A 21424-nucleotide genomic window follows, 5' to 3' on the forward strand; every position below is an offset into this window, starting at 1 on the left:
GTGGGCCTACCCGTGCAGGGGCCTGCCTCCCGCGGCCTTGAGGCGGTCGTGGGCCGAGCGCAGGATGCTTTCGGTGGTCTTCCAGTCGATGCACTTGTCGGTGATGGATACGCCGTACCTGAGGGTTGAGAGATCCCTGGGGATCGACTGGTTCCCTTCTTCCAGAAAGCTCTCGATCATGACGCCGGAGATGGAGCGGTTGCCGGCCGCAATCTGGTCCACGACGGCTGAGAGCACGTCGGGCTGCTTCTCGTGGCGTTTTTCCGAGTTGCCGTGGCTGCAGTCGACCATGATGGTGGGGAAGAGCCCCCCCTTTTCCAACATCTCTTCGGTCTTTTTGATGTCTTCGGGGAAATAGTTCGGTTTTTTGCCTCCCCGCAGGACGATGTGGACATCGGGGTTGCCGGTGGTCTGAATGATGGAGGTGCGCCCATCCCGGTTGACGCCGAGAAAGCTGTGGGAATGGAGTGCCGCATTCATGGCGTCGATGGCGATCTGGAGATTGCCGTCGGTGCCGTTCTTGAATCCCACCGGGAACGAGAGACCGCTGGCCATCTCGCGGTGGGTCTGGCTCTCGGTGGTACGGGCGCCGATGGCTCCCCAGGAGATGCAATCCGCCAGGTAGTCGGGTGTGATGGGGTCAAGCATCTCGGTTGCCACCGGCAGGAGCATTTCCGATATTTCGGACAGCAGCCGCCGGGCGATGCCGAGCCCCTTGGAGATCTGATGGGTGCCGTTCATGTCGGGGTCATTGATGAGTCCCTTCCAGCCTACGGTGGTGCGGGGCTTTTCGAAGTAGACCCGCATCACTATGAATAGCTGATCCGACAGTTCGGCTGCCAGGCGCGCCAGCCGTCCCGCATACTCCAGAGCCGATTTCGGATCGTGAATGGAGCAGGGGCCCACCACCACCATCAGGCGCGGATCCTTGCCCTTGAGGATATTCTTGATATGGGCGCGGCTGGAGTTAACGAACTCGGCCGCCTCCTCCGACTGGGGAAATACCTGGCGCAATTCCCCCGGCGCAATGATGGGGGTAATGCTTTTGATCTTCAGGTTGCTCGTGCGAATCATGGGTTTAGTCTCCTTGAACTATATGAAAATACGATGAAATAGTCGAGTCAAGGTAGCAATAGCACGTTTTTCCGGTTTTTGCTAGAACTACGAGCCACCCGATACCACACCTTTTCGTGGTGTTTTCAATTCCGCAGCCGTTGTTCCTGTCTGATGCCCTCAAAGGATGTCACCCGCACCCCCGCCCGCATCATATCCTGCACCGCCCGCTCCGAGTCGCCGGGGGCGAGATCGACTCCCCGTGACGCATCGGTCAGCACAGTGACGATGAGACCGTGTCGGATCCCTTCGAGCGCCGATTCCTTCACGCAGTAATCGGTGGCAAGCCCCCCCAGGTACAGATGGCGGATGCCACGGGCGGCGAGCAGGGCCGGGAAGGGCGTCCCGTCGGGCGAAGTTCCCTGGAACGCCGAATAGTCGTCCCGTTCCGGATCCATTCCCTTCGATATGATGATAGCGTCCCCGGGAAGTGCCAGGTCTGGATGAAACTGTGCGCCGTGGCTTTCCTGCACGCAATGGACCGGCCACGGTCCGCCGTATTCCTTGAAATGGGACGTCATCCGCGGGTGCCAGTCCCGTGAGGCGAAGATGGGGAGTCCGGCTGCGCGGAAGACGCTGATATAGCCATTGAGGACAGGAACCACGGTGTCACCCTCGGGGACGGCCAGACTTCCGCCGGGGCAGAAGTCATTCTGGACGTCGACGATGAGAAGGGCGGCATCATTTTCCATGGCAAATGCTCCGTTATGGATCGGCAATGTCGTGATACCCGTGCCGCACCTTCTCCATGAGGCGAAGTCGCAGGTCATTGAGCCCCTGGCTGATGGAAACCTTGTAGCGGTGAGGGTTGATGAACCGGCGGCATCCCTGGGGGAGGAGGGCGAGTTGATTCCGTGACCGGTCGGCCATCCCGTCGAGTGAGACGGGCCGAGCGGCGGTCCGCCTGCCGTTTTCCATGGCAACGGAACGGACGTCTTCAAGGCGGGCCTTCATCGGGATGGTCACATGCTGCAGAGGATTGGCCGGATCAAAGACCGTATGGCCTGGAAGCACCTCTTCGCCGTCCAGGCAGATCACATCCTGGATGAAGGTGCCGTCGGCCGCCACGGCCCGCAGGAGCCGCTTCCGATCAGGCAGGGTCGCCTTTGCCAGGTCACTCGTTACCTTGAGCCGCGGTCGATCGCCGATCCGGACCAGTTTGTAGACACCTCCCAGGGCGCCTCCTCCCTCCCCGGCACAGGTGGCGAGCCGGGTTCCCACGCCGTAGATGTCGACACATCCCCCTTCGGCCCGGATCGACTCGATGACGAATTCGTCCAGCTCATTGGAGGCGACGATCCGCACATTGGGGAACCCTGCCTCGTCGAACAGCCGCCGCGCCTGGCGCGAGAGGTAGGCCAAGTCGCCCGAGTCGATCCGTACCCCGACCAATTCGTGTCCCCTGGCCCGCAACTCCCGCGCAACGGTGATCGCGTTGGGCAGGCCGCTCCTGAGAGTGTCATAGGTATCCACCAGGAGGATGCAGGAGTCGGGGAAGACCTCTGCGTATTTCCTGAACGCCGTCAATTCGTCGGGAAAGGCCATGATCCAGCTGTGGGCGTGAGTGCCGCGCACCGGGATGCCGAAGGTCTTGCCTGCCAGGACGTTGCTGGTGCTGCGTACCCCTCCCACGTAGGCCGCCCTGGCTTCGCTCAGGCCGCCGTCGGGACCCTGGGCGCGCCGGAGGCCGAACTCGAGAACGGTTCCGTCCGCTGCCGCGTGGACGATCCGGGCCGCCTTCGTGGCCACAAGCGTCTGGAAGTTGATGATGTTGAGGAGCGCCGTTTCCACCAGTTGGGCCTGGGCCAGGGGCGCCTCCACCGTGACCAGCGGCTCATTGGCAAAGACCACCGTTCCTTCGGGAGGGGCCGTTACCCTTCCTCTGAAGCGGAACGAACGGAGAAAATCGATGAATGCCGGCCGGAAGAGGCCGAGCCCCTGGAGATACTCAATCTCGTCTTCGCAGAAATCGAGGTGTTCGAGAAAGTCGAGGGCCGTGTCGAGTCCGGCGAAGACTGCATAGCCACCCTGGAAAGGATTGTGGCGAAAAAACAGATCAAAGACTGCCGGCGTCTCCGCCATGCCTTGGTCCAGGTAGCCGGCGAGCATGGTCAGTTGGTAGAGGTCGGTGAGAAGGGGTGAGTAGCGCATGGAACGACCCTCCGTGCTCGATTTTTCGTGAGTATAGCACACATCTGCCGCTCGTGGCCGGTTCATCGATGTAACCGTCCCGCAGGTGGGCTGTTCCGGAAAACCCTGGACAAAACATGGAGTTGCTGGTAGTTCTACTGCCTGAATGAAACGTTCGGCAGTACCGGGACTTCCCATTCGAAGATGCTTTAGTGTCGCCTCAGGCGGCCTTAAATGACTGTCTCACATGCGTGTCGGCCTATTCATAACGCTGCCTCGCTCTTGTACGTTTCGGTAACCAGGCGGTCCCCATGCGCTCTCCCCTTGCCATAGCCAAGGAAAAACTCTCGGCGAGGATTTTCCTCTCGTTCGGTCTCCTGTTTCTTGTCGTGGTTTTCTTTTTTGCCGGTTTCTATCTCTTTGACCGTTGGCAACTGGCCCGCGAAGCATTCATGCGGGAGGGAACCTCTCTTGCGCGAGTGCTTGCCTTCAATGCCCGGATCGGTGTCGTTACCCACAATCAAGGATTCATTAAGGGAGCCCTCGACGGGGTGGCCTCTTACGAAGGGGTGGTGTCTGCCGGGGTCTATTCCCCTGAAGGGAAGCCGATCCTTGAAGAGCGCGGAGCGTTGGACAACGAATCTCTGCCGCCCCCGCCACCGCCTGAAGCGAAGGGGGTCCTGAAGATGTCTCCCGGCCCCATCCGGTTCGAAACAGCGACATCCGTCGAATTCTGGGCGCCAATCCTTCTGGATGCGGGCAGCTTTTCCGAGGAGGAACTTTACTTCGGTGCAAGTTCCCGGAATATTCACGAACGCACCATAGGTTTCGCCCGCGTGATCTTCGACAAGGGGAGCTTTACCACTGCCTTCAGGCTGCTTGTGGTCAACAGCGTCCTGATTGCCCTGGCGGCAATTATTCTCTGGGGCATTCTGGCCCATGTCATCGGCCGCAAGATCACCCGGCCCCTCGACCGGCTGACGGACGGAGTCCGTGCATTGCGCGACGGCGATTTCAGAAAAGTCGATGTTGTGACCTCAGACGAGGTGGGGCGGCTGGCGGTCGCATTCAACGGGATGGTGACCGCCCTGGAACAGCGCGAAGCGGAACGCAGCAAGGCCCAGGAGGCGATCAGCGCTCTCAATAACGAGCTGGAGCAGCGCGTCAACAGGCGGACTGCAGAGCTTGAGAAGGCCAACCGGGAGATGGAATCGTTCAACTATTCGGTTTCCCATGACCTCCGCGCCCCGCTGGTAAGGCTCAAGGGGTTCTGCCTGGCGCTGGAAGAGGATTTCAGCGACAAGCTGGACAGCGCCGGCCGGTTCTACCTTGAGAGGATCATGTCCACCTGCGACCAGATGGGGCGTGTCGTCGCCGCGATCATGAGCCTCACCCAGGTGAGCCGTGGCGAGCTCTGCCGTGAAAAGGTGAATCTGAGCGCCATGGTTGAACGCATCATTGCCGATCTGCGGGAGAGCGAGCCCCAACGGCGCGTGGCCGTGATCATCGAGCCCGGCGTCCATGTGGACGCCGATCCTCGCCTGGTTTCGGTGGTTCTCGACAATCTCGTGGGCAACGCCTGGAAGTTCACGGGGAACAAGCCTGAAGGGCTCATCGAATTCGGGGCGGTCGTATCCGCCGAAGGGGCGTTTTTCATCCTCGACAATGGTGCGGGATTCGATATGGCCTATGCCGAACGGCTCTTCCGCCCCTTTGAACGTCTTCATGGCCATGGCGAATTTCCCGGCACCGGCGTGGGGCTTGCATTGGTTAAAAGAATTGTCGATCGCCATGGCGGTTATGTTAGAATCGACAGCAGTGAAGGAAAAGGAACTATGGTTGTCTGCTCGTTCCGGTCTTCGGACATGGGTTGAGCGCGGTTTTTGCATCTAACGGGTAACAGGTGGAGAGGGGAGGACGTCATGGCTAGCACCGAAGAAATAACCATGCTGCTTGTGGAGGATAATCCCGACGAGGAGTTTCTAACCCGGCGGGTGCTTAAAAAATTTCCGGTTCTTTCGCGGATCGATGTGGTAAAAGACGGTGTCGAAGCCCTTCGCTATCTGACGGTTGCTGAGAACCGGGTTCCGCCCCGGTTCGTCCTCCTGGATCTGAAGCTGCCAAGGGTGGACGGAGTCGATGTCCTGCGCGAGATGCGAAAAAGGGAAGATACCCGCGACATTCCCGTGGTAGTGCTCACGTCGTCGGATCATGAGCGGGACATGGAAGCCTGCGGCAAGTTGGGCGCCGCCCATTTTCTTCAGAAGCCGTTGGATGCGGGGAGGATGTCGGAGGTGCTCAATCGGCTGGGAATAAGTGCTCGGCCTGCCTGAGCGGACGATTCAGTCACCTGCAGCCACAAGTAAAAAGGCGGGGATGCCCCCGCCTTTTGTGCGTTTCAGATATGCCGACCGGTGCCGGTTCAGCGCAGGTTGTAGAATACATCCTTACCGCGGAACTGGGCGGTCACATCCAGTTCATCCTCGATCCTGAGCAACTGGTTGTACTTGGCCACCCGGTCGGTCCGGCACAGGGAGCCGGTTTTGATCTGTCCGGCGTTCACCGCCACTGCCAGGTCGGCAAGGGTCGTGTCCTCGGTTTCGCCGGAGCGGTGGGAGATGACGGTGGTGTACCCGGCGCGCTTGGCGGTCTCGATGGCGTCGAGGGTTTCGGTGAGTGTGCCGATCTGGTTCAGTTTGATGAGGATTGAGTTGGCTATCCCCTTGCTGATTCCCTCTTTGAGGATCTTCGTATTGGTTACGAAGAGATCGTCTCCCACCAGTTGGACCCGCTTGCCGAGGCGGTCGGTGATCTTCTTCCATCCTTCCCAGTCGTTCTCGGCCATGCCGTCCTCGATGGAGATGATGGGATACTTGTTGACCAGGTTCTCATAGAAGTCGATCAGTTCGTCTGCGGTTTTTTCGGGTTTGGCCTCGTTTTCCAGGAAGTACTTGCCGTCCTTGAACAGTTCCGACGACGCCACGTCGAGGGCCAGGAGGATCTCTTCGCCCGCCTTGTAACCGGCCTTGGCTATGGCTTCAATGATGACTTCGAGGGCCTCTTCGTTCGACTTGAGGTTCGGTGCGAAGCCCCCTTCGTCCCCGACGGCGGTATTGTAGCCCTTAGCCTTCAGGACGCTCTTCAGGGCGTGGAACACCTCGGCCCCCATCCGCAGGGCTTCGGAAAAGCTCCGGGCACCGGCGGGCATGATCATGAACTCCTGGATATCGACGTTGTTGTCGGCATGGGCGCCGCCGTTGAGGATGTTCATCATGGGGAGCGGAAGCTCCCGGGCATTACAGCCGCCGATGTACTGGTAGAGGGGGAGGCCGACCTCTTCGGCCGCGGCCTTGGCAACGGCAAGCGACACGCCGAGAATGGCGTTGGCCCCCAGGGTGCTCTTGTATTCCGTTCCGTCGAGCTCCAGCATCCGCCGATCGATCCCCACCTGGTCGGTGGCCTCCATGCCGATGAGTTGCTCGGCAATGATGTCGTTCACGTTGTCGACGGCCTTGAGAACTCCCTTGCCCAGATAACGTGAGGCGTCGCCGTCCCGCAGTTCCAGAGCTTCCCGCTCACCGGTCGAGGCGCCGGAGGGAACAGCCGCACGGCCCATGACGCCGGACTCCAGAAAAACTTCCACCTCCAGGGTGGGATTGCCGCGGGAATCGAGGATCTCCCTCGCGTAAACGTCAGTGATTTCACTCATTCATGGCCCCCTTGCTGAGAATGTGACAGGTCGTCTGACCTTGGACAAAACAGGGAAAGTATATAGCAGAGCCCTCATGAAATGGAAACACCTTTAATCCTAAATTGACACGCAGGAAAGAAGAACGATATAGTAATTACTTGGTCAAACCGGACAATCGCGGGGATGTGCTCCCGCCTCAATTGATGTCAACCCGCGGCAACGCTGCACCAGACAAGTAACTCTATGCCCTCTCAAAGCGGCAACAACGATCGGGACATACGCGGCTCACTGTCGCTCTCGCTGGGACGCCTTGTGGACAACCTGTTCGAACGGTTCTCCAGTCCGAGGCACGAAAGCAGAAACCGGCGGATTCTCCTGATCGCCACGGCCATCATCCTCACGTTCGTCATTTTCCCACGCCAGGAGTTCATGTCCGTCCGCCATGAAGCGGGCGACATTGCCTCCACCGATATTCGCGCCACCCGCGACCATCTGCTGGAAGACCGCGCCCTGACCGAGCGCAAGCGCAAGGAGGCGGAGAACGCCGTTCCTTTTGTGTACAGCTTCGACCAGCAGGCGGCGGCCGAACTCGTGAAGCGGTTCGAGCAGGCGCTCGTGGTGCTGCGGGAGGCCGCGACCAATCGGCAGGAAGCTGAACAGACCTCCGTGGATCAGGCGTTGAGCGACATCTTCGGATTCGCTCCTTCCCGGGCGGAGATTGCCGCGCTTATGCGGCTCGGCTCCAGTTCAGAGTTGATCGAGCAGGTGTCTCAGCTGGCCGGGCACCTCTACAGCCACAAGATCATTGCCGACAAGGGGCGGTTCGCCGCCGACAGCGCCCACGGCATTATGCTTGTGGATTCCCGCTCGGGGGAGCCGCTGGGCAAGATGGAGTACGCGGTCGCGCCGCTCAGTGTCGAAGAGGCCGGTGCTGCGCTCAAGGAAGTACGCATCGCCGCCGGCGGGGTTTCGCAGCGGGAAACCGAGTCGCTCAAGGGGCTCGTGGCCAAAGTGGTGAAGCCCAACCTCTCCTTTAACGATGATCTGACCATACGCAACCGGATGCAGGCCCGGGAAAGCGTCCGTCCTTCCTATATCCAGGTCAAGCGGGGCGAAATGATCGTCCGTGTCGGCGAGCGGATAACCGAAGAACAGGCCCAGAAGCTCGAGATGCTCTTTGCGGCCCGCCACGGCATTCACCACCTTTTCACCGCCATCGGCATCATGGGGCTTGTGCTGGTCCTCTTCTATTTCCCCTACCGCTTCGCGCGCAAGAACATCCGCAAATTTAGCCCGACCAGTAAGGACCTGCTGCTGATCGCCCTGATCACGGTGGGGCTTTTCTTTGTCTTCAAGATAGGCATGACCGTTTCCGCAGCCTTGGGGACACCGTTCCCCAGCATCGATACCCACGACTACTTCTATCTCTTCCCCTTTGCCGTGGGGCCGATGATCATCCGGATCATCCTCAATTCCGAAGTGGCCATGGTCTATGCGGCCATCACCGCACCCCTGCTGGGGATCATGTTCAACAACAGCCTCTTCGTGGTGGTCTACGCTCTTCTGGGGGGAATCGTCGGCGCACACGGCGTGCGCCACTGCAAGGACCGTAGCCGGATCTATACCGCCGGTCTCAAGGTGAGCGTGGTGAACCTGGCCATGGCCTTCTCTTTCCAGGTCATGGGCGACAGCTTCCTGACTACCCAGACGCTGTGGAGCGCCGCATTCGCCCTGGCCGGCGGGATCGTCTGTTCGGCCATTGTTACCGGGGTGATCCCCCTGATCGAAACGGTTTTCCACTACGTGACCGACATCAAGCTGCTGGAGCTGTCCAACCTCAATTCCCCCGTTCTCCGGGAGCTGATGGTCCGCGCTCCCGGGACCTATCACCATAGCGTCCTGGTGGGGAACCTGGTGGAGGCGGCGGCGGAGGCCATCAACGCGAATCCCCTTCTGGCGCGGGTTGCCGCCTACTACCACGATATCGGCAAGATCAGCAAGCCCCAGTATTTCATCGAGAACGTCGGCGGCGGCGAGAATCGCCACGACAAGCTGTCGCCCAACATGAGCGCCCTGATCCTCATTTCCCATGTAAAAGAGGGGGTGGAGTTGGCCCGCGAGCACCGGCTGGGGCGGCCGATCATCGACATTATTCGCCAATCCCACGGGACTGCCCTGATCAGCTTTTTTTACGGCAAGGCAAAGAATGTGTCAGCCGAAGGCCAGGCGGTTGACGAACGCGATTTTCGCTATCCCGGTCCCAAGCCCCAGACCCGCGAAGCAGGGCTCGTGATGCTGGCCGACTGCGTGGAAGCGGCTTCCCGGACCCTTGCCGATCCGACACCGGCCCGCATCCAGGGACTGGTCCAGAAGATCATTAATAATATCTTCATCGACGGCCAGTTGGATGAGTGCGAACTGACTCTCAAGAACCTTCACGAGATCGCCAAGAGCTTCAACCAGATCCTTGCCGGCATCTATCACCACCGGATCGATTATCCGGAACCGGCCTACAAGGAAAAGGACAAAACGCCCGGAGGAAAGAAGACCCTTGAAGGTAGCGATAACGAACAGACAAAAACGCCATCCGATCGGGACGAGACGCCTAAGAAAGGTGGCGGAGACGATCTTAGGCGCCTTGGGATTTCCCGATAGCGAGTTGTCGGTGGTCATCACCGGCGATCTGGGCATCCGCAGGGTTAACCGCGACTACCTTGGCAAGGACCGCCCTACCAATGTCATTTCGTTTGCCATGGGGGAGGGGGACTTCGGCGACCTCAACCCCGATGTGCTGGGTGACGTGATCATCTCGGCCGACACGGCGGCCCGGGAGGCGGAAGAGGCGGGCATTGCCTTCTGGTCGCGGCTCTGCTTCCTCCTGCTCCACGGCATCCTCCACATCACCGGCTACGATCACGAACGGAGCGGCGAGGCCGAAGCCCGGCGGATGGAGGCAAAGGAACGGGAGATCTTCGCTCTCCTCGAGAACGACGGACTTGTCTAGCTCCGGCCAGCAGAAAGACGGGACTCCGGAAGAGGAACGCCCTCCCGGGGCAGCCCTCAAGCCCACCCGCTTCATCGATTCGGTCAACTGCGCCATTGAAGGGATTCTCTGGGCCTCACGGACCCAGCCGCACATGCGGCATCATTTTCTGGCCGCTCTGGGCCTGCTGGTGGCGGTGCTGTTTCTGCGGGTGACCCCCCTCGAATTCACGCTGCTGGCGGTGTCGGTCGCCTTCGTGTTGTTCGCGGAGCTTATGAATACTGCTGTGGAAGCGGTGGTGGATCTGGTGTCGCCCGGCTACCATCCCCTGGCCAAGATCGCCAAGGACGTGGCCGCCGGAGGGGTACTCACGGCCGCCATCGGCGCGGCGGTCATGGGATACCTGATACTCTCCAAGTACATTTTTCCGATTTACAAGGAGGCCCTCGCCATGATAGGAACGCCCACGGAGATGGGGACGGTTGTAGCGCTCCTTGTCGTGGTGATTGTCGTGGTGATCCTCAAGTCATTGTCCGGCAGGGGGACCCCCCTGGAGGGAGGACTGCCGAGCGGACATGCCGCCGTCGCCTTTGGCATCGCCACGGTGGTTTCCCTGTCCACCCAGGATCCTCTGATTTCCATCCTCACCATCGCTCTGGCAGTGATGGTCAGCCATTCGCGCCTGCTGCTCAATATTCACACCATGCGCGAAGTGGTCCTGGGCGCGATTACGGGGACTGCCATCTCCGCGCTGGTCCTGACTCTGTTCAGAATACTGAAGTAGCGGCCGGCGGCACGTGATCACACATACACCATAACCAGCAACCGATGAAAGGGGAGGAAACAGCGCCTTGGACGAAGGCTCAGGCAGGAAAGGGAGCAGTCTGATCGACAGTATCGGCAGGTTCCTCACGGGCAGGAAACGGATCACCGAGGAGGAAATCCAGGAGATCATGGATGCCGGTGAAGAGGAAGGGATCATCAACGAAGAAGAAAACGCGATGATCCGCTCCATCTTTGCGTTGCGGGACACCATCGTCCGCGAGATCATGGTGCCGCGGACCGACATGGCCTGTGTATCGGCGGATGCCGCGGTGGCGAACGTCCTCAATACCATTATCAGCTGCGGTCACTCCCGCATCCCGGTCTACGACGGCACCGTTGACAACATCATCGGCCTCATTTACGCCAAAGATCTGCTCAAATACTGGGGCATGAGCGAACCCGCCATCAATCTCAAGCGGATCATGCGAGCCCCCTACTTCATCCCCGAGACTAAAAACCTCGAGGAGCTGCTCCAGGAATTCAAGCGGAAGCGGGTTCACATCGCCATCGTCATCGACGAGTACGGCGGCACCTCGGGACTCGTTACCATCGAGGACCTGCTGGAGCAGATCGTGGGCGACATCCAGGATGAGTACGACCTGGAAGAGGAATGGCTGGAGGAGGAGCCCGACGGCTCGATCCTGGTCGATGCCCGGCTGCCCATCGAGGATCTGGAGGAGTATTTCGGCATCGAGGTTGAGCGGGAAAAATTCGACACGGTGGCGGGTCTCATCTTCCATCTCACCGGGCGGATTCCCATGGTGGGGGAGGAAGTCGAGAGCGACACCCTGCGCATGACCGTCCTGGAGGCCGGCGAACGCAACATTAAGAAAGTACGGATCGCCCGCCGCAGTGACGAGGCCGGGGAGGCCCAATCGTAGTGGATTACCGCAGGTTTCACATGCCCGGCTTCAATGCCGTCCCCCGGCGCGACTACTTCATGGCTGCCCTTTCGGGCGTTCTCCTCGCCTTGTCGTTCCCCAAGCCCGGCTTTTCCATTCTGGCGTGGGTGGCCATGGTGCCGCTACTGCTCGCCTGCGGCCGCAAGGCTCCCGCCGTCGCCTTCAGGCTCGGCTTCGCCGCGGGACTGGTGGCCTACGCCGGCATCCTCTACTGGATCAATATCGCCGTGGTAACCTACGGCCGTCTCCACTGGAGCGTCAGCATCGTCACTTTTCTGATGCTGGCGGGCTACCTGGCCCTCTATCCCGCCGTAACCGCCTATGTAGTCAGGCGCGGCGAGGAGCGGGGAATCACCGCCCTTCTTGCGTTTCCGGTGGTATGGGTGGGGCTGGAATATGTCAGGTCATTCCTTCTCACCGGTTTTCCCTGGGCAAGCCTCGGGTACTCCCAGTATCGGACCCTGCCGCTCATCCAGATAGCTGATCTGACCGGCGTCTACGGCCTTTCGTTTCTCATCGCCCTGAGCAATGTGGTTCTGTACCGGATCATCCGCGGTTTTGCGGCCCGCGAACGGGCACCCTATCCGGTGAAGAGCGCAGCTATCCTGGTTCTGCTCCTGGTTGCCACCCTTGCCTACGGTTTCAATCGCCTGCACCGCCCCGAGACAGGGGCTCCTTTCACCGTAGCTCTGATTCAGGGCAATATCGACCAGAGCGTAAAGTGGGACCCGGCTTTTCAGGAGGCGACGGTGGCGGTGTACGAGCGTCTGTCCCGCAAGGCGTGCAGCACCGGTCCCGCCGACCTGGTGGTCTGGCCCGAGAGCGCGGTGCCGTTTTATCTCCAGAACGAGGAGAAATACGCGTCCCGCATCCGGAATTTGACGAGGGAGCTGCGCAGTTGCACGGTTGTGGGGAGCCCGGCCTTTGAACGGGACGGCGAGACGATTCGCTACCTGAACAGTGCGTTCCTTCTGTCCCCCTGGGGGGATGTTGTGGGCCGCAGCGACAAGATCCACCTGGTCCCCTTCGGCGAGTACGTGCCCATGGCGAAGTTTCTCCCCTTCGTCAACAAGATCGTGGCCGGCATCGGCGACTTTTCGCCCGGCGCCGGGATTGCCTCCCTTGAGACGGGGAAGGGTGCCATCGGGGTGCTGGTCTGCTTCGAGGGAATATTTCCCGAACTGGCACGGGGGTATGTGCGGGCCGGAAGCAGGGTTCTGGTCAACATCACCAACGACGCCTGGTACAAGCGATCCTCCGCTCCTTACCAGCATCTTTCCATGACAGTCTTCCGCGCCGTGGAGAACCGGGTTCCCCTGGTGAGGGCCGCCAACACCGGCATCACTGCCATCATCGACAGCAAAGGACACATTCTCAGAATGACCAATCTGTTCGAGGAGGCGGTCCTTACCGGCGAGGTGCGACTGGGAGAGGGGGGCACCATTTATAACCGTTATGGCGACGTCTTTGCCATGGCCTGCCTGGCCTGTGGCGCGCTGATAGCACTGCGTGCCCATCGCAGGGCCGGTAGCGCCTGACGGGATATCCCGGACATTTTCCGGCGCCGTGTGCCGTCCCGCACCGGCGTCGCGCTTATTTGAGTCACAACAAGGAGTTGACGATGTTCAGAGAAGAAGTTGCACGGGTCGAAAATTTCGGGGAGCGGATTGCCAAGCTCCGGGGGTCTCTTTGACATAGACAGCAAGCGGGAAGACATCCAGGAACTGGAAGCGCAGATCGCCGCTCCCGGCTTCTGGGACAATAACGAGGAAGCCCAGAAGGTCCTGCGGGAGAGAACCCGCATCGAAAAACTCATAGACCTGTGGGATCGCCTCAACCGCCAGGCGGACGACATCCGCGTCCTCATCGAATTGGGAGAGGAAGCCCAGGACGAGGCCACACTCGACGAAGTCCGCGCCCTCAACGACAACCTTGAGCGCGAGGTGGAGGGGGCCGAGTTCCAGCGCATGCTGTCGGGGCCCCACGACAAGAACAGCTGTTTCGTTTCCATCAATGCCGGTGCCGGCGGAACCGAGGCCCAGGACTGGGCCGAGATGCTGCTTCGGATGTACCTGCGCTATTGCGAGCGCAAGGGTTGGAAGACCGAGATTACCGACTTCCAGGCGGGAGACGAGGCAGGGGTGAAGTCGGCGACCTTTACGGTTGACGGTGAGTACGCATACGGCTATCTTAAGGCCGAGGCCGGGATTCACCGCCTCGTGCGGATTTCTCCCTTCGATAGCAATGCCCGCCGGCATACTTCCTTTGCCTCAGTGTTCGTCTTCCCTGAAATCGAGGACGACATCGAGATCAAGATCGCCGAGTCGGATCTGCGGGTCGACACCTACCGTTCCAGTGGCGCCGGCGGTCAGCACGTGAATACCACCGACTCCGCCGTCCGGCTTACTCACCTTCCCACGGGCATCGTGGTCGCCTGCCAGTGCGAGCGAAGCCAGCACCTGAACAAAGCCACGGCGCTGCGGATGCTCCGCGCGAAACTCTACGAAAAGGAGCTCCAGGAGCGCGAAGTCCAGGCCTCCGAACTGGCCGGCGAGAAAAAGGATATCGGCTGGGGAAGCCAGATCCGCTCCTATGTGCTCCACCCCTATAAGATGGTCAAGGACCTGCGGACCGGAGTCGAATCGGGCAACCCCGACGCGGTCCTGGACGGTGCACTGGAGGATTTCGTCGTAGCGTTTCTCATGGGAGTGCGGCGCGATGTGAAAGACTCCGACGAGTAAGGTGCGATGGCAAAAACACTAACACTTTTCATCGTGTTTGTCGCAGTGGCCTTCGTGACGGCCACGGGCTGCGCCACGCCCCGGGCGGGTCTCTCCCGCGTGGGCCATGCCATCCAGGTGGGGGCATTCTCCGACGTGAAGAACGCCGAGCGTCTTACGGCAAGGCTTCAGGTTCGCGGCATCGATGCCTTCTATTTCAAACGTGACAACGGCCTCTACGCGGTCCGCTTCGGCGACTTTCCTTCCCGGGAGGCTGCCCGGAGGGAGGCCCGCAGGCTGGTGGCCGACGGCATGATCGGATCCTACTTCATCGCCTCGCCGGAAAACCTGCCCGTCGCGAGGCGCGAAACGGTCATCCGCAAGGAGCCAGCCGCGACCATCGGCCGGCCTAAGTCCGACCAGCCCCGCAGCCGCCCCGACAACGACCGGGGCAACCGGGACATGGGGGCCATTGCCGCCCGCACCGCGGAGCGGTTCGTTGGCATCCCCTACCGCTGGGGCGGCGATACCGTCGTGGACGGGATGGACTGCAGCGGGTTCGTCAGGGCCGTGTATAACCTCTGCGGGGTCAACATTCCCCGAACCTCCCGCGAGCAGTTCAAGGTGGGAGACCCGATCGGACGCGAGGACCTGCGCGATGGCGATCTGGTTTTCTTCGGCTCATCCGATGACAGCATCAACCATGTGGGGATCTACGTGGGAGACGGCCGGTTCGTCCATGCCCCCCGTCGAGGGGACGACATCAAGGTCTCCTCCCTGGCTGAGAACTATTTCACCACCCGCTTCATGGGCGGGCGGCGCTACTTCTAATTTATCGAGGTAACCATGGCTCTGATCAAGCCGTTCCGGGCGCTCCGCCCGCCGAAGCACCTGGCCGAGAAGGTGGCCGCGCTTCCCTATGACGTCATGAGCGTTGCCGAGGCCAAGGTCATGGCATCAGGCAACTCCTACAGCTTTCTCCATATCTCCCGGCCGGAGATCGATCTTCCTGCCGAGATGGATCCCTACGCTGAACCGGTCTACGAAAAAGGTCGGGAAAACCTGGAACGGTTCACGGCCGAGGGCATCCTTGTTCAGGAACCCCGGGAGTGTTACTACGTCTATCGCCAGAAGATGGGTGAGTTCGTGCAGACGGGACTCGTGGTCTGTGCCGGCGTGGACGACTACGAAAGCGGGGTCATCAAGAAGCATGAGCTCACCCGGGCCGACAAGGAAGAGGACCGGGTAAAGCACATCGACTATCTCGACGCCAACGACGAGCCGGTCTTCTATACCTATCGCAACGATCCGGCCATTACCGCCATCGTGGCCGGGGTTGCCTCGGCCGAACCGGCCTACGACTTCACCACGGACGACGGGGTCTCCCATACTCTCTGGGTCGTTGACGATCGCACAGTCATTGACGAACTCACCGCCCGGTTCGCCTCCATCGCAACCCTGTATGTGGCGGACGGCCATCACCGGAGCGCTGCGGCCGGGCGGGTGCGGGATCTGCGCCGCTCCGCCAACCGCGATCACACGGGCGGCGAAGAGTACAACTGGTTCCTTACCGTGATCTTCCCTGACAGCGAAATGACTATCATGCCCTACAACCGGGTGGTGAAGGACCTGAACGGTCTCACCGTGGCCGAGTTCATGGCACGGGTGGGAGAGCATTTCAGCGTCTCCCCGGAAGAGGGGCGGTTTGAACCGAAAAGCAGGCACCAGTTCGGTATGTATCTGGAGGGGCGCTGGTACCAGCTTGTGCCCAAGCAGGGAACCTTTGACGAGCACGACGCAGTGTCCCGTCTTGACGTCTCCATCCTCCAGAACAACCTCCTGGGTCCGGTCCTCGGCATCCGCAATCCGCGGACCGACCAGCGGATTCATTTCGTGGGGGGCATCCGCGGCATCGGCGAACTGGAGCGCCTAGTGGCTGGTGGTGAGTATCGGATCGCCTTTTCGCTCCACCCCACGTCCATGGCTGAGCTGATGCAGCTGGCCGATGCCGGCAAGATCATGCCCCCCAAGTCCACCTGGTTCGAGCCCAAGCTCAGAAGCGGGCTCTTCGTGCACCTCCTGACCTAGGACGGCGCGTCGCGTGACCGGGGAGGCACCATGAACCGCGAGCGACGTTACTGGCTCTTCAAGTCCGAGCCGTCCTGTTTTTCGTTTGACGACCTCGGGAGCCGCCCCAACGGCACGGAGCACTGGGACGGCGTGCGCAACTTCCAGGCCCGCAATCTTCTGCGCGACGAGATCAAGCCCGGGGACGGGGTCCTCTTCTATCACAGCAACGTCCCCGAGCCGGCGGTGGTCGGCATTGCGCGGGTCGTGCGCGAGGGGTATCCCGACTGGACCGCCCTGGACCCGGCAGGCGAACACTTCGATCCCCGGGCCGGCCGGGACAACCCCATCTGGTATATGGTCGATGTCAGGTATGTGAAGCCACTCGCGCGGCCGGTGACGCTCGCCGAGCTGAAGATGCACCCGGAGGTGGCGGATATGGTCCTCTTGCAGCGGAGCCGCCTTTCGGTGCAACCGGTGACTCCGGCCCAATGGGAGTTCATCCTGAGGCTCGGCGGGATCGATGAGCCGTTGAATCTGTAAGTCATTTCGGAGGTATTGGTGAGAAACGTCGAGAAAATTCTCGTACTGCTGCTTCTTCTGGTCGGGATTGTCGTGGCGGCCTGTTCGGACAGGGAGACCAAGCCGGCCGGCGCGGCGAAGCCTGCAAGCTCCGCCGGCGCCTCGGATGCCGTCACGACTGCTTCGGGGCTTTCCTACGTGGACCTTGTCGCCGGGTCCGGTGCGGCCCCTGTGGCCGGTAAACCGGTGAAGGTTCACTACACGGGCTGGCTTGAGAACGGCACGAAGTTCGACAGCTCTGTGGACCGGGGAGAGCCGTTCGTCTTCACCATCGGCGCGGGCGAGGTGATCCCGGGATGGGATGAGGGGGTCATGTCCATGAAGGTCGGCGGCAAGCGCCGTCTCATCGTACCCCCCCAACTCGGGTACGGTGCCGCCGGAGCCGGCGGGGTGATCCCGCCGAACGCAACTCTGATTTTCGAGGTGGAACTGCTCGACGTTGCCACGTGATTGCGTGCTACGCCAAGGAGGGCGGATGCGACTCACGCTTTATGTAATCGGTTTTCTGCTGGCTGCCGTGCCGGCCATGGCCGGCGGCACCGTCACCTACTATCTGGACGGGGCCCGGATTTCGGGCGAAGCAACCACTGCCAGTGGTACGGTGGAGGTCCCGCTACCTTCGACCTACATCCCCGGGTCCCTCCGGGTGAGTCCTGCCGGCCGTGCCAGCGTGGTCCGCGTTGAAGTGGAGCCCCTCCGGCCCGGAGCCGGCAGCGGCATCACCCGCCTGACCGAACGGCGCAAGGGCCTTGAGGACCGACTCAGAGCCATCGAAGCGCGGGAAGAGATATTCAAGGCGGCGGCAAAATCGCAAAGCAGCAAGGCGCCGCGAAAGACCAAGGGCAACCCCGAACCCCTCACGTCGGTCAGGAAGGGGACCGAGTACGCCCTGACGCAGTTGGAGGAGGTCTATCGGGCCCGTCGGCAGACCGAGGAGGGGATCAGGTCGGTGGATGACCGGCTGAAGGCCCTCAGGGCTTCGGAGTCCCCCGGCGGCAGCGTCGCCCGGCTCCGACTCGCCGGAAAGGGCGGCGTCCGCTACAGCTACCTGGTGAAGGGAAACGGCTGGACCCCCTTTTACGACTTCAGGTTCAACGGCACGGATTCGGTGGAGGTGGCGCTTCGGGCCATTCTTCCGCGGGGCGCCGGGAAAGGGAGCGTCGTCCCCCTGTCCATGGCGGATGCGACCAACGGCGCCATGCCGCTCCCCGCGCCGGAGAACTTCGCTGTCGTGGACCGTCGCGTTTTCCCCGTCGAGCGGGCGGAGGCCCTTGACTCGCTCCAGGGCGGCACGACCTTTTCCTTTCGCAATTCCTCCGCCGCCAGACTCGTGCCGGGTGAGGGGGCCTGCTTCCGCAAGGGCGAGTATCTCGGCCCGGTGACGTTCGAGGGGGCGGCTCCCGGCGTTTTGTACGAGGTCGTGGCCGGCAGATAAGGGTGCCCGAATAGCTCCGGAACCGGAGATCAGTGGCGTACCCGTGACCAATCACCAGTAGGGGAGAAGACAATGAAAAATATCATCAACTTTCGCATGGCCGCCGTGCTTGCATCCTGTACGATCCTTTCCGCCTGCGCCGACGGCGACCTGCCCTACTCGGACTCCACCAGCATCTCGTCGCCGGCCTATTCCCACAGTGCCGTGTTCCAGAACATGACGACCCTTGCGGTGTGGGGCAATAACGAGTCCGGCCAGCTCGGTAACGGTACAACCACCTCTGCTGCCACTCCCAAGCGGCTCCGGCTCGGCTTTGCCACCTACTCCAGCGGGGTTGCCACCGGGGCCTCCCATACCCTCGCCATCGCGCGGTTCGACAACGTGAGCGGGGTCAGGGCGTGGGGGAGCAATTCGGCCGGACAGATCGGCCGCGATCCCGCAACGGTCCCGACCAGTTCCACACCGGTGAAGATCGGCGGCTTCGGCGGTGCTGTTCAGCAGGTGGCGGCCGGCGGACTCCATTCCCTGGCTCTGGCCGGGGGCACGGTCTGGGCGTGGGGCAGCAACAGCGCGGGCCAACTGGCCCTGAATCCGATCTCTTCCGCCACCCGCTTCGCCCCCAGGCAGGTTGAGGCGGCAAAGCTCCCCATTACTCCGACCGCCATCGTTGCAGGCGGCAGTCACAGCATCGCTTATACCAGCACCGAAGCCTATGCCTGGGGCAACAACGCCAGCGGCCAACTGGGCAACGGAACCACCCTGAGCAACCACATGCCTCAAAAAGTCCAGCTTCCCTCTTCCATTACGATCCGCAAGATTTCCGCCGGCGGCAGCCACAGCCTGGCCCTGGATTCTACCGGCAAGATCTGGGCCTGGGGGAACAATGCCTATGGTCAGCTCGGCAACGGCACCACCGCCAACCAGAGCACCCCTGTCCAGTTGACGCCGCCCGCCGGCGTCACCGGATTTATCGACGTGTTTGCCGGTCCGTCCCATTCGGTGGCCGTGGCGAGCAACTTCACGGTTTACACCTGGGGATTCAATACCCTCGGTCTTCTGTCCGTCGGAACCACCGGCGATCAACTGAGCCCGGCCCAGGTACGCGATGCATCGAACGTCCCCTTTACCGACGTGGAACGGGTGGTGCTCCTCGGGTCGTTCTTCACGATCGTCAAGAAAAATGGGTCAGGAGGCATGTGGGCCTGGGGGTATAACGGCTATGGTCAACTCGGCGATGGCACGACCAGCAACCGGACCGCGCCGGTGCAGGTGCTCCTTCCCTGATCCTGTCTTCAACTGTTTGAATATGCAGGTCAAATTGACGGGGTGCGCTCTGTTCGCACCCCGTTTTTCCTTGACTTGGCATGCTCCTTTGGCTAAGTTGACGGTTTGTTAAACGGGCCGGAAAGCGGCTGCGAGAAAGGGACTGTACGAGCAATGGAAGAGTTGAGTGAGCTGTTGCTCCAGAGGCGGCGCAAGGTCGACGCCCTCTGGGAAGCGGGGATCAATCCCTACCCGAATGACTTCAAGCCTCTCCATACGTCTGCCGATTTCAGGGAGGCCTATGGCACTGTGGATACCATTGAGGATGATCCCCGCAGTTTTACCGTCGCGGGCCGGGTCATCGCGCGCCGCTCCTTCGGCAAAGCTGCGTTCATCCAGATCCAGGACCGGAAGGGCCGGATGCAGGTCTACGTACGCAAGGATACGGTGGGCGACGAGGCGTTCGAGGCGTTCGAGACCTTCGATATCGGCGACATCGTCGGCGTCGGCGGCACCCCGTTCCGGACCAAGACCGGCGAGCTTACCCTCAACGCCGCGTTCATCCGCCTCCTGACCAAGTCGCTCCAGCCGCTTCCCGAGAAGTTCCACGGCCTCACGGATGTTGAGACGCGCTATCGCCAGCGCTACGTGGACCTCATCGTGAACCCCGAAGTGCGCGATGTGTTCGTCAAGCGGTCCCGCATCGTCAATCTCATCCGCGAATTCATGGTGCGCAAGGATTTCCTCGAGGTGGAAACGCCCATGATGCAGCCGATCCCCGGCGGCGCCACGGCACGTCCCTTTGTGACCCACCACAATGCCCTCGATATGCAGCTTTTTCTCCGGATCGCGCCGGAGCTGTACCTGAAGCGGCTCGTGGTCGGCGGCTTCGAGCGGGTCTTCGAGATCAACCGCAACTTCCGCAACGAGGGGATTTCGGTGCGCCACAACCCCGAGTTCACCATGATGGAGTTCTATCAGGCCTATGCCACCTTTGAAGACCTGATGGATTTCACGGAGGAACTCCTCTGTCATGTGGCGCAGGACGTAATGGGGACCCTCGACTTCACCTACCAGGAGATGCCGATCAGCTTCCAGCGCCCCTGGAAGCGGCTCACCGTTGTCGAGGCGATTCTGGAATATGGCGACATCGACGCCAAGTCCCTGGCGGACCGTGATCTGGCCTACGCCTACGCCCAGCGGCTGGGGCTCGACCTGCCCGCCGACGTGGGGTACGGCAAGCTCATTACCGAGATTTTCGAGGAAGTGGCGGAAGCAAAGCTGATCCAGCCGACCTTCATTACCGCCTACCCCACCGAGGTGTCACCCCTTTCCCGCAAGAGCGACAAGGACCCGGAGATCGTGGACCGGTTCGAGCTGTTCATTGCCGGCCGCGAGATGGCCAACGCCTTTTCCGAGTTGAATGATCCGGTGGACCAGAAGGAGCGCTTCCTCGCCCAGGTGGCGGCCAAGGCCAAGGGCGACGACGAGGCCCACTACATGGACGAGGATTACATCCGCGCGCTGGAGTTCGGCCTTCCCCCCACGGCGGGGGAGGGGATCGGCATCGACCGGCTCGTGATGCTGCTGACCGATTCACCTTCGATTCGCGACGTCATTCTCTTCCCGCAACTGCGCAAGGAGAAATAACGGGACTCAGGACTGGGTACTCGGGACCAGTAACCACGATTGTCATGACCAGTCCCGAGTCCC

General features: G+C 61.2%; 19 protein-coding genes. 15 read left to right on the plus strand and 4 right to left on the minus strand.

Features of this window, described 5'->3' with window-relative positions; genetic code table 11:
• Positions 1-6 precede the first annotated feature (6 nt).
• From AABA48_RS03385 to AABA48_RS03395, 3 genes are all read right to left on the minus strand, one after another.
• Positions 7-1074, minus strand: a complete 1068-nt coding sequence (locus AABA48_RS03385; RefSeq protein WP_286352111.1) for a 3-deoxy-7-phosphoheptulonate synthase — start codon at positions 1072-1074, stop codon at positions 7-9.
• A gap of 125 nt (positions 1075-1199) precedes the next feature.
• On the minus strand, positions 1200-1805 hold the full coding sequence (locus AABA48_RS03390) for a nicotinamidase (RefSeq protein WP_286352112.1): 606 nt from the start codon (positions 1803-1805) through the stop codon (positions 1200-1202).
• A gap of 13 nt (positions 1806-1818) precedes the next feature.
• Positions 1819-3264 carry a nicotinate phosphoribosyltransferase gene (locus tag AABA48_RS03395; RefSeq protein ID WP_286352113.1) on the minus strand — a complete coding sequence of 482 codons (1446 nt, stop codon included), beginning with the start codon at positions 3262-3264 and terminating at the stop codon, positions 1819-1821.
• 290 nt (positions 3265-3554) lie between these two features.
• Between AABA48_RS03395 and AABA48_RS03400 the strand changes: the two genes are divergently transcribed.
• Both AABA48_RS03400 and AABA48_RS03405 read left to right on the plus strand, forming a co-directional pair.
• Entirely contained in the window at positions 3555-5117 is a 1563-nt protein-coding gene (locus tag AABA48_RS03400; RefSeq protein WP_286352114.1) for a sensor histidine kinase, read from the plus strand.
• 48 nt (positions 5118-5165) lie between these two features.
• On the plus strand, positions 5166-5576 hold the full coding sequence (locus AABA48_RS03405; protein ID WP_286352115.1) for a response regulator: 411 nt from the start codon (positions 5166-5168) through the stop codon (positions 5574-5576).
• Positions 5577-5665: 89 nt separating this feature from the next.
• Here the strand turns inward: AABA48_RS03405 and eno are convergent, their stop codons facing one another.
• Complete coding sequence (eno, locus tag AABA48_RS03410) at positions 5666-6952, minus strand: phosphopyruvate hydratase (RefSeq protein ID WP_286352116.1); 1287 nt, start codon at positions 6950-6952, stop codon at positions 5666-5668.
• Positions 6953-7177: 225 nt separating this feature from the next.
• Here eno and AABA48_RS03415 point away from each other — a divergent pair, with 225 nt between their 5' ends.
• The 13 genes from AABA48_RS03415 (at position 7178) to lysS (ending at position 21361) form a co-directional block, all read left to right on the plus strand.
• A complete protein-coding gene (locus AABA48_RS03415) occupies positions 7178-9589 on the plus strand; it encodes an HD family phosphohydrolase (RefSeq protein ID WP_286352117.1) in 2412 nt (803 codons plus the stop codon).
• Positions 9486-9938, plus strand: a complete 453-nt coding sequence (ybeY, locus tag AABA48_RS03420) for an rRNA maturation RNase YbeY (protein WP_286352118.1) — start codon at positions 9486-9488, stop codon at positions 9936-9938. Before AABA48_RS03415 ends, ybeY begins: the two co-directional genes overlap by 104 nt.
• On the plus strand, positions 9931-10701 hold the full coding sequence (locus AABA48_RS03425; protein ID WP_434007040.1) for a diacylglycerol kinase: 771 nt from the start codon (positions 9931-9933) through the stop codon (positions 10699-10701). Before ybeY ends, AABA48_RS03425 begins: the two co-directional genes overlap by 8 nt.
• A gap of 67 nt (positions 10702-10768) precedes the next feature.
• A complete protein-coding gene (locus AABA48_RS03430) occupies positions 10769-11623 on the plus strand; it encodes a hemolysin family protein (protein WP_286352119.1) in 855 nt (284 codons plus the stop codon).
• Positions 11623-13182: an apolipoprotein N-acyltransferase gene (gene lnt / locus AABA48_RS03435; RefSeq protein ID WP_286352120.1), complete on the plus strand. Its 1560-nt coding sequence runs from the start codon at positions 11623-11625 to the stop codon at positions 13180-13182. The genes AABA48_RS03430 and lnt overlap by 1 nt, the downstream gene beginning before the upstream one ends.
• 83 nt (positions 13183-13265) lie before the next feature.
• Positions 13266-14385, plus strand: a protein-coding gene (gene prfB, locus AABA48_RS03440) for a peptide chain release factor 2 (protein ID WP_286352121.1) whose coding sequence is annotated in 2 segments (ribosomal slippage) — positions 13266-13334 and positions 13336-14385 — 1119 coding nt in all. Because the reading frame shifts where the segments join, the coding sequence is not laid out codon by codon here.
• Positions 14386-14391: 6 nt separating this feature from the next.
• Complete coding sequence (locus AABA48_RS03445; RefSeq protein WP_338271114.1) at positions 14392-15195, plus strand: NlpC/P60 family protein; 804 nt, start codon at positions 14392-14394, stop codon at positions 15193-15195.
• A 15-nt stretch (positions 15196-15210) separates the two neighbouring features.
• On the plus strand, positions 15211-16452 hold the full coding sequence (locus tag AABA48_RS03450) for a DUF1015 domain-containing protein (protein ID WP_286352123.1): 1242 nt from the start codon (positions 15211-15213) through the stop codon (positions 16450-16452).
• Between the two features lie 30 nt (positions 16453-16482).
• On the plus strand, positions 16483-16974 hold the full coding sequence (locus AABA48_RS03455) for an EVE domain-containing protein (RefSeq protein ID WP_286352124.1): 492 nt from the start codon (positions 16483-16485) through the stop codon (positions 16972-16974).
• A gap of 18 nt (positions 16975-16992) precedes the next feature.
• On the plus strand, positions 16993-17463 hold the full coding sequence (locus tag AABA48_RS03460; RefSeq protein WP_286352125.1) for an FKBP-type peptidyl-prolyl cis-trans isomerase: 471 nt from the start codon (positions 16993-16995) through the stop codon (positions 17461-17463).
• A 25-nt stretch (positions 17464-17488) separates the two neighbouring features.
• Positions 17489-18448: a DUF4140 domain-containing protein gene (locus tag AABA48_RS03465; protein ID WP_286352126.1), complete on the plus strand. Its 960-nt coding sequence runs from the start codon at positions 17489-17491 to the stop codon at positions 18446-18448.
• 72 nt (positions 18449-18520) lie between these two features.
• On the plus strand, positions 18521-19732 hold the full coding sequence (locus tag AABA48_RS03470; RefSeq protein ID WP_286352127.1) for an RCC1 domain-containing protein: 1212 nt from the start codon (positions 18521-18523) through the stop codon (positions 19730-19732).
• 153 nt (positions 19733-19885) lie between these two features.
• On the plus strand, positions 19886-21361 hold the full coding sequence (gene lysS / locus AABA48_RS03475) for a lysine--tRNA ligase (protein WP_338271115.1): 1476 nt from the start codon (positions 19886-19888) through the stop codon (positions 21359-21361).
• Positions 21362-21424 lie beyond the last annotated feature (63 nt).

Source organism: Geobacter sp. 60473, from assembly GCF_036323535.1.
GTDB lineage: Bacteria > Desulfobacterota > Desulfuromonadia > Geobacterales > Geobacteraceae > Geobacter > Geobacter sulfurreducens.

Bases quoted from the DNA above. Each gene is read 5' to 3' on its own strand.
- AABA48_RS03385 (WP_286352111.1), bottom strand. From the start codon at position 1,074: ATGATTCGCACGAGCAACCTGAAGATCAAAAGCATTACCCCCATCATT.
- AABA48_RS03390 (WP_286352112.1), bottom strand. From the start codon at position 1,805: ATGGAAAATGATGCCGCCCTTCTCATCGTCGACGTCCAGAATGACTTC.
- AABA48_RS03395 (WP_286352113.1), bottom strand. From the start codon at position 3,264: ATGCGCTACTCACCCCTTCTCACCGACCTCTACCAACTGACCATGCTC.
- AABA48_RS03400 (WP_286352114.1), top strand. From the start codon at position 3,555: ATGCGCTCTCCCCTTGCCATAGCCAAGGAAAAACTCTCGGCGAGGATT.
- AABA48_RS03405 (WP_286352115.1), top strand. From the start codon at position 5,166: ATGGCTAGCACCGAAGAAATAACCATGCTGCTTGTGGAGGATAATCCC.
- eno (WP_286352116.1), bottom strand. From the start codon at position 6,952: ATGAGTGAAATCACTGACGTTTACGCGAGGGAGATCCTCGATTCCCGC.
- AABA48_RS03415 (WP_286352117.1), top strand. From the start codon at position 7,178: ATGCCCTCTCAAAGCGGCAACAACGATCGGGACATACGCGGCTCACTG.
- AABA48_RS03445 (WP_338271114.1), top strand. From the start codon at position 14,392: ATGGCAAAAACACTAACACTTTTCATCGTGTTTGTCGCAGTGGCCTTC.
- AABA48_RS03450 (WP_286352123.1), top strand. From the start codon at position 15,211: ATGGCTCTGATCAAGCCGTTCCGGGCGCTCCGCCCGCCGAAGCACCTG.
- AABA48_RS03455 (WP_286352124.1), top strand. From the start codon at position 16,483: ATGAACCGCGAGCGACGTTACTGGCTCTTCAAGTCCGAGCCGTCCTGT.
- AABA48_RS03465 (WP_286352126.1), top strand. From the start codon at position 17,489: ATGCGACTCACGCTTTATGTAATCGGTTTTCTGCTGGCTGCCGTGCCG.
- AABA48_RS03470 (WP_286352127.1), top strand. From the start codon at position 18,521: ATGAAAAATATCATCAACTTTCGCATGGCCGCCGTGCTTGCATCCTGT.
- lysS (WP_338271115.1), top strand. From the start codon at position 19,886: ATGGAAGAGTTGAGTGAGCTGTTGCTCCAGAGGCGGCGCAAGGTCGAC.